This is a genomic window from Pseudomonas sp. 05N434 (genome assembly GCF_056396965.1).
Genome location: NZ_JBFTMK010000231.1, coordinates 1 through 7,391 on the forward strand (window position 1 = coordinate 1; position 7,391 = coordinate 7,391).

At 61.0% G+C, this 7,391-nt stretch carries 7 protein-coding genes and 1 pseudogene; 5 read left to right on the top strand and 3 right to left on the bottom strand.

The window, feature by feature from the left end; translation table 11 throughout:
• The 4 genes from AC1DLB_RS15890 to AC1DLB_RS15905 form a co-directional block, all read left to right on the top strand.
• The coding region (locus AC1DLB_RS15890; RefSeq protein ID WP_477785259.1) for a TolC family protein at nucleotides 1-403 on the top strand (403 nt) is incomplete at its 5' end.
• Between the two features lie 59 nt (nucleotides 404-462).
• The gene (locus AC1DLB_RS15895; RefSeq protein ID WP_477785260.1) at nucleotides 463-2,655 is read left to right on the top strand and encodes an FUSC family protein; all 2,193 of its coding nucleotides are present in this window, start codon (nucleotides 463-465) and stop codon (nucleotides 2,653-2,655) included.
• Nucleotides 2,645-2,845 (top strand): DUF1656 domain-containing protein, encoded by a 201-nt coding sequence (locus AC1DLB_RS15900; protein WP_007896379.1) that lies wholly within the window; start codon nucleotides 2,645-2,647, stop codon nucleotides 2,843-2,845. The genes AC1DLB_RS15895 and AC1DLB_RS15900 overlap by 11 nt, the downstream gene beginning before the upstream one ends.
• A 25-nt stretch (nucleotides 2,846-2,870) precedes the next feature.
• The gene (locus AC1DLB_RS15905) at nucleotides 2,871-3,734 is read left to right on the top strand and encodes an efflux RND transporter periplasmic adaptor subunit (protein WP_018927139.1); all 864 of its coding nucleotides are present in this window, start codon (nucleotides 2,871-2,873) and stop codon (nucleotides 3,732-3,734) included.
• A 45-nt stretch (nucleotides 3,735-3,779) separates the two neighbouring features.
• Here the strand turns inward: AC1DLB_RS15905 and AC1DLB_RS15910 are convergent, their stop codons facing one another.
• From AC1DLB_RS15910 to AC1DLB_RS15920, 3 genes are read right to left on the bottom strand one after another with little or no spacing between them, the layout of a single operon-like run.
• Nucleotides 3,780-4,178: a DUF4440 domain-containing protein gene (locus tag AC1DLB_RS15910; protein WP_477743256.1), complete on the bottom strand. Its 399-nt coding sequence runs from the start codon at nucleotides 4,176-4,178 to the stop codon at nucleotides 3,780-3,782.
• Between the two features lie 46 nt (nucleotides 4,179-4,224).
• On the bottom strand, nucleotides 4,225-5,049 hold the full coding sequence (locus AC1DLB_RS15915; RefSeq protein WP_477743257.1) for an SDR family oxidoreductase: 825 nt from the start codon (nucleotides 5,047-5,049) through the stop codon (nucleotides 4,225-4,227).
• A 32-nt stretch (nucleotides 5,050-5,081) separates the two neighbouring features.
• Entirely contained in the window at nucleotides 5,082-5,546 is a 465-nt protein-coding gene (locus AC1DLB_RS15920) for a multidrug transporter (RefSeq protein WP_477785261.1), read from the bottom strand.
• Between the two features lie 178 nt (nucleotides 5,547-5,724).
• Here AC1DLB_RS15920 and AC1DLB_RS15925 point away from each other — a divergent pair.
• Nucleotides 5,725-7,391 (top strand): annotated as a pseudogene (locus tag AC1DLB_RS15925) (RHS repeat domain-containing protein); the annotation flags it as partial.

Genomic DNA, 7,391 nt, shown 5'->3' on the forward strand with positions numbered 1-7,391 from the left:
CTTGCGTTCCGAGCTGGGTGAAGCCTCGGCCGGTTATGACATTGCCGTGGCCAAATACAACCAGACGCTGGTCAATGCGCTGAAGAACATCTCCGACCAGTTGATCCGCCGCGAGTCGATGGACAAGCAGCAAACGTTCGCCGCCGAATCGGTGGCCACGGCGCAGAAGACTTACGACATCGCGATGATCGCCTATCAACGTGGGCTCACCGATTACCTCAACGTACTCAATGCGCAGACTTTGCTGTTCAAGCAACAGCAAGTGCAGCAGCAGGTTCAGGCTGCGCGGTTGAGTGCTCATGCTGAGCTGGTGACTGCTTTGGGCGGAGGCCTTGGCGCTGGCAACGACGTCCCGAGTGCCGAGAAAACCCTGCCCCCGAAAACCCCGAGCCTTTTGAAGTGAGCACGACGTTTCAGGCACACCCACAGTTCCTCAAGCCCTAGACCATTGAGCAAAATTTCATGACTCCCTTGCCCGCACCTTTGCGCTGGCTGTATTCCCTTGAATGGCGCCGGGGTTTCTTCGACTGGGCGCGCAGCGACGGCGTGACCTGGGTCTACATTTTCAAGGTGCTGTTCGCCGCATTCCTCACGTTGTGGCTGGCCATGCGTCTTGAATTGCCGCAACCGCGCACCGCGATGATCACCGTGTTCATCGTCATGCAACCGCAAAGCGGCCAGGTGTTCGCCAAGAGTTTCTATCGCTTTCTCGGCACGTTGGCCGGGTCGGCGGTGATGGTCGCGCTGATTGCCTTGTTCGCGCAGAACACCGAACTGTTCCTCGGCTCGCTGGCGATCTGGGTCGGCCTGTGCACGGCTGGCGCAGCGCGTTGTCGCAACTTTCGCGCCTATGGATTTGTGCTCGCCGGTTATACGGCGGCGATGGTTGGGCTGCCCGCTCTGGCTCACCCGGACGGCGCATTCATGGCTGCGGTCTGGCGAGTGCTGGAAATCTCTCTGGGGATTCTCTGCTCGACGCTGGTCAGCGCCGCGATCCTGCCGCAAACCGCCAGTGCGGCGATGCGCAATGCGTTGYATCAGCGCTTCGGTGTGTTTGCGTTGTTCGTCACTGATGGCTTGCGCGGTCGCAGTCGGCGCGAAGCGTTTGAAGCAAGCAACGTTCGGTTCATCGCCGAAGCGGTGGGCCTGGAAGGACTGCGCAGTGTCACGGTGTTCGAAGACCCGCACATGCGTCGGCGCAATGGGCGGCTCAGTCGCTTGAACAGCGAATTCATGGGCGTCACCACGCGCTTCAATGCCCTGCATCAGTTGCTCGAGCGCCTGCGCGGCAGTGGCGCCGATCATGTTGTCGCGGCGATCAAACCAGGGTTGCAGGACTTGGCCGAAGTGCTCGACGGTTTCAGCGGCCGTGCGCTGACCAGCCCTGATGCCGCTCGCCTGACCAGCGCCTTGGCGACCTATAAGGACAACTTGCCGGCGCGGGTGCGCAAGCTGCGGGCGAGCTTTCAGGAGAACGATCCGAGCGACGCCGAGCAGTTGGATTTTCACACCGCCTACGAACTGCTTTATCGCTTCGTCGACGACTTGCACAGTTATGCACAGACCCACGCGTCCCTGGCCGATCACAGCCACGAACGGGAGCGTTGGGACGAACCCTTCACCCCGCAAACCAATTGGCTGGCCTCGGCCGCGTCGGGGATTCGCGCCGCGTTCATCCTTGTGGTGCTCGGCAGCTATTGGGTGGCCACCGCGTGGCCGAGCGGGGCGACCATGACCCTGATCGCCGCCGCCACAGTCGGCCTGTCAGCCGCGACGCCAAACCCCAAGCGCATGGCCTTTCAGATGGCCTGCGGGACCTTGCTCGGGGCGCTGATCGGCTTCGTCGAGATGTTTTTCATCTTTCCCTGGATCGACGGTTTTCCATTGCTTTGCGTGATGCTCGCGCCGGTGATCGTGCTCGGCTCGTTCCTCACTTCTCGGCCGCAATACGCCGGTGTCGGCCTGGGGTTGCTGATCTTCTTCAGCACCGGTTCGGTGCCGGACAACCTTACGGTCTACAACCCTTACGCCTTTATCAACGACTACATCGCCATGGTCATGGGCATGCTGGTGTGCGCGGCGGCCGGGGCAATCATTCTGCCACCCAACAGCCGCTGGTTGTGGCGGCGGCTGGAGCAGGACTTGCGCGGGCAAGTGGTGTACGCCATCAGCGGCAAACTCAAAGGGCTGGCGTCGAGTTTCGAAAGCCGTACGCGGGACTTGCTGCATCAGGCCTATGGCCTCGCCGCAGGACAGCCGCAGGTGCAGCGGGACTTGTTGCGCTGGATGTTGGTGGTGCTGGAAGTCGGCCACGCGATTATCGAACTGCGTAAAGAACAAGCGATTCTGCCGGTGCACCCGGCGTACGCCGAATCCCAGCCGTGGCGCCAGTCCATCCGGGTGATGGGGCGTTCGCTGGTGCGGCTGTTTCTGCAACCGGGCCAGAGCAATCTGGAGCGGGCGCTGGTCGCCGTCGACCACGCGATCGGCCGCGTGCAGGCCACCGACGAACCCTTTGCGCCGCACTTTGATACCTCCGCATTACGCCGGGTGAAGAGTTACCTGCACTTCATCCGCACCTCGTTGCTCGACCCGCAATCGCCGCTGGCTTCATACACCACTGCCAAGCCCCAAGGACTTGAACATGCCTCGTGAAATCGCCTTCCACGGCGTGTATATGCCGACCATGACCCTGATGTTTTTCATTGCGGCGGCGCTGGCCTGGGCCCTTGACCGATTCTTGTCCGGGTTCGATCTGTACCGTTTCTTCTGGCACCCGGCGCTGCTGCGCCTGAGCCTGTTTACCTGTCTGTTCGGCGCCTTGGCGCTGACTGTCTACCGTTGACTCTCTATCACTGAAGAAGGCCTTGATGAAAAAGCTTTTCAGCCTGCTCGCGACCTTGCTGGTGCTGGCCCTTGCCCTGTGGATCGGCCGGACCTTGTGGGTGCATTACATGAACACGCCCTGGACCCGTGACGGCCGGGTGCGCGCCGACATCATCAACGTCGCCGCCGACGTGACCGGTGAGGTGGTGGAGGTGCCGGTACGCGACAACCAGTTGGTGAAAAAGGGCGACTTGCTGATGCGCATCGACCCCGAGCATTACCGCCTCGCGGTGAAACAGGCGCAGAGCCTGGTGGCCTCGCGCAAGGCCACGTGGGAGATGCGCAAGGTCAACGCCCATCGCCGCGCCGACCTCGACAACCTGGTGATCTCCAGGGAAAACCGCGACGACGCCACCAACATCGCCGACTCGGCCCTGGCCGATTACCAGAACGCGCAAGCGCAACTGGAAGCCGCCGAACTGAACCTCCAACGCACCGAAGTGCGGGCGGCGGTGGACGGCTACGTCACCAACCTCAACGTCCATCGCGGTGACTATGCGCGCATCGGCGAAGCGAAAATGGCGGTGGTCGACATGAATTCGTTCTGGGTTTATGGCTTCTTCGAAGAAACCAAACTGCCGCATGTTCGCGTGGGCGATAAAGCCGACATGCAACTGATGAGCGGCGAAGTGCTCAAGGGCCACGTGGAAAGTATTTCTCGCGGCATCTACGACCGCGATAACCCGGAGAGTCGCGAGCTGATCGCTGATGTGAACCCGACCTTTAACTGGGTGCGTCTGGCGCAGCGKGTGCCAGTAAGGATTCACATTGATGAAGTGCCGGAGGGCGTGCTGTTAGCGGCGGGGATTACGTGTACGGTGGTGGTGAACCCCCCGGCTGGCGAATAACCTGTGGCGAGGGGGCTTGCCCCCTCGCCACAAAAAGTGGCCGTGTCAGCCTTGGCAAAACGTCTCATGCAAATGCCGCCAAACCACCTTGCCATCGGCCTGTTTCTCAAACACCGCCGAGGACCGCCGATCAGAATGCAGCCCCGTCGCATCGGTCTGTTGCTCGCGGTAACTGATTACTGCGCCACCGTCATACAGCGCGACACCTCGCAACTCGCTGAGCTCAATCCTGAACCCGAGCTTCTTCCCGCCCGCCAACAGAAACAATTCTTTCAACGCCTCGAAATCCAGCACCCGGCCCAACGGCGAGACCATGGAAAACTGCGGTGAAAAACGCGTCAGCAATTGCTCCAGCTCGGCCTCGTCTCGCTCTTCGGCCAACCATTGCTCGATGGCTACGTGGGCCTGGATCACTTCGTCAAAGTATTCGGTGTAGTCGGTCATGCTGTTTCCTGAAAGTCTGAAAGTGTGTTTTGACGCCTTCGCGGTCTCAGAGCTGCCCGCGCAACCCGAACCGCTTCATCAACCCCGACTCCAGCAACCCTTTTGGCAATAACCCCGCCATTAACGGCAACGCCCGGCTGCCGTTACCCAAACGCACCAGACGCGGTGGTTTGCTCTGCTGCACAGCCTTGAGCAAACCGGCGGCAAATTCACTGGCCGGCGTTGGTTTATCTTGAGAGGCCTTGGCCCGTGCACGAATACCTTCACGCAGTGGAAACCACGGGGATTGTTCGGTGATCAATTGCTCGGCTTCGTGGCCGGCATTTTTCGCGAAGCTGGAGGCGATGGCCCCAGGCTGAACTTCCATGACCCGCACGCCGAACGGCGCCAGCTCCATGCGCAGCGCATCGCTCAAGGCATGCACGGCGGCTTTCGAGGCGCAGTAGGCACCGGCAAACGGCGTGACCAGAACCCCGGAAACGCTGCCGATGTTCACCACCAGCCCCCGGGCGCGACGCAGTACCGGGAACATTGCGCGAGTGACGCCGACAATCGCAAACACGTTGGTTTCGAACTGGCGCTGCATGGCCGGCACGCCGCCATCGAGCAGCGGCCCCATGGCGCCATAACCGGCATTGTTGATCAGCACATCGAGGCCGCCGCGTTGCTGGTTGATCCGCTCGCTCAACTGTTCGAGGGCCGGGCCATCGTTAACGTCCAGCTGCACGGCGGTGAAACCGGTGGCGGTGAGGGCTGCCACGTCTTCAGCCTTGCGGGCACTGGCCCAGACTTCGTAACCGGCATTTTTGAAGGTGTCGGCAAGTGCGCGGCCAATGCCGCTGGAGCAACCGGTAATCAACGCAACAGGCATGGCGCGGTCCTTGTGCAAAAGAAAAAGGGGGATCAGTCGGAGAAACTACCCTGCAACCGTTCAGCGCGAAATTCCAGGGTTTGCGGGCGGTAGCCGGGGCGCAAGGGCGGTAGCGGCAAGCAGTCTTCCCAACTGCCGCCGGCCTGCAATTCGCCGGGGCCGCGATAACGTGGCGCGGCGTATTGATTGTCGGCCAGGTTCACCGTATCGCCCGGCGCATACGCCGCGATGCGCCAGCGCAACTCGATCAGTGGCACGTCGTTGCCGTTTTTCATCGTGAGCTTCAATGGCCGATCTGCCGGGCAGTGCTCGGGTGCGTAAGTGATGCGCAGCTCAAGGCGTGCCAGTTGCTTGATTTCGCGGTTGTCCATCCAGAAGACCCACGTCGCCACCAGGCCCAATCCGACAGCGGCCGCCACGGAAACCGGCACGGCCTTGGCCGGGTRGCGCAGCAGCAGGATCAGCCAGGTGATGACCAGCAGGACGCCGATGAACATGTTTGAACGCTCCATGAACGGATAACCGACATCCTACCGAAGGGGCACGAGAATGGATATTCGGTGAGCAAGGGGTTGTACCGTTGGTCGGTACTGTAATTTCTGACAGTAGCCAGCCATGTTCTTGAAACGTTAGAAGACATTGGCCGACGGGGCTGTTATTCGATGGACAGAGGCGATGGAAATGCACCACAAGACGCCCACACTGAGGATCTTCGATCCGCGCGGCCTGTCGATTCGCTTGGTAGATTACTGGCGCGCCATCGAAAACCTGCCCGCTGAGGTCCGCATCAATCGCACTGCTCACAATGGCGCAGGACGTGCAGTCAAACAATGGGATCCGCGGTTATGGGCGCTGCAAGAAGGCGATTCCCTGACCCCTCCCAATCTGATCACGGTGTATTCGCTGTCCGGGAACGCGTTGCGCACGGACAGCGTTGATGCCGGAACGCAGATCACCCTGCGCGGTCTGGCCGACGAAGTGTTGTCGGACTGGGACAGCCGCCAAACACGTCGCGAGGTCGAATATGACGATTTGCTGCGGCCCGTGGCGGTGTTCGAACAGGGCGCCGTGGAGCCCCGTCGCTGTGTCGAGCGCTTTGCTTATGGCTACCCGGGCCAGGGTCATCAGGACCTTAACCAGTACGGCAAACTGATTCGCCATGACGACCCGGCGGGCAGCGTACTGTTCGACTCGTTTGCGATCAGCGGTGAAGGCATCGAAAACACCCGCCACTTCACCCTTGAGCCGCTAACCCCCGATTGGCCGGAATCGATTGATGATCGCCGACGGCTGCTCGAACCGGGGACTGGGGCGACGTCCAGGTGGCGTTTCGGCCCGTTGGGTGATGTGCTGGAACAGACCGATGCCAAGGGTAATCGTCAGACTTTCGGTCTGACCGTCGATGGCCGATTGCGCGAAAGCCGACTGCAATTGAAGGATCAATCCATTTGGCAAACGTTGGTCAGCGAGATCCGCTACAGCGCCCAAGGGCAAGTCGAAGAGGAGGTCGCGGGTAACGGGGTGCGGACGACGCTGGCCTATCGACCCGAAGACGGTTTGTTGATGGAGCGTCGGGCACAGGATGCCAGTGCCCGAATGTTGCAGCATCTGATCTACGACTATGACCGGATGGGCAATGTCTTGAGCATCGAGGACAAGGCCCTGCCCGTGCGCTACTTCGCCAACCAGCGCATCGACCCGATCAGTCGCTTCATCTACAACAGCCTGTACCAGTTGATCGAAGCCTTTGGCTGGGAAGCGGGCGGTCCCGATCAAGGACCCGAGTCGGTTGGTCGCACCGATCCGGCGGCGGTTAGCAACTATCGGCAGATTTACCACTATGACGAGGGCAGCAATCTGCTGAAGGTGACCCACATCGGCGCGCAAAAACATGGGCGCGATTTGAAAGCTGCCCGCTACAGCAATCGCTGCCTGCCCTGGCGCAACGGCGTGCCGCCCACGGAAGAGGACATCGCCGCCGCATTCGACGCCAAAGGTAATTTGCTGGAGTTGGACCAGGGACGGTTGTTGACCTGGGATCTGCGCAATCAATTGCGCTCGGTCAGCCCGGTGGAACGCGCCTCCCGACGCAATGACGGTGAGTGCTATTTTTACGATGGCGCTGGCCAGCGGGTGCGCAAAATCCGCGCGTTGCAGACCAGGGCTCGCACCGTGATAGCTGAAGTGCGTTACTTGCAGGGCTTGGAACTTCGTACCGACAGTGGCACCGGGGTGGTGTTGCAGGTCATCACCGCGCAGGCTGGCCTCAACACCGTGCGGGTGTTGCATTGGGACAGCGAGCCACCGTCCGGTGTCAACGATCAGTACCGCTACACCCTGGT

Excerpts from the sequence above, each read along its gene's own strand:
- AC1DLB_RS15910 (WP_477743256.1), bottom strand. The coding sequence starts at position 4,178 with ATGACCGACTACACCGAATACTTTGACGAAGTGATCCAGGCCCACGTA.
- AC1DLB_RS15915 (WP_477743257.1), bottom strand. The coding sequence starts at position 5,049 with ATGCCTGTTGCGTTGATTACCGGTTGCTCCAGCGGCATTGGCCGCGCA.
- AC1DLB_RS15900 (WP_007896379.1), top strand. The coding sequence starts at position 2,645 with ATGCCTCGTGAAATCGCCTTCCACGGCGTGTATATGCCGACCATGACC.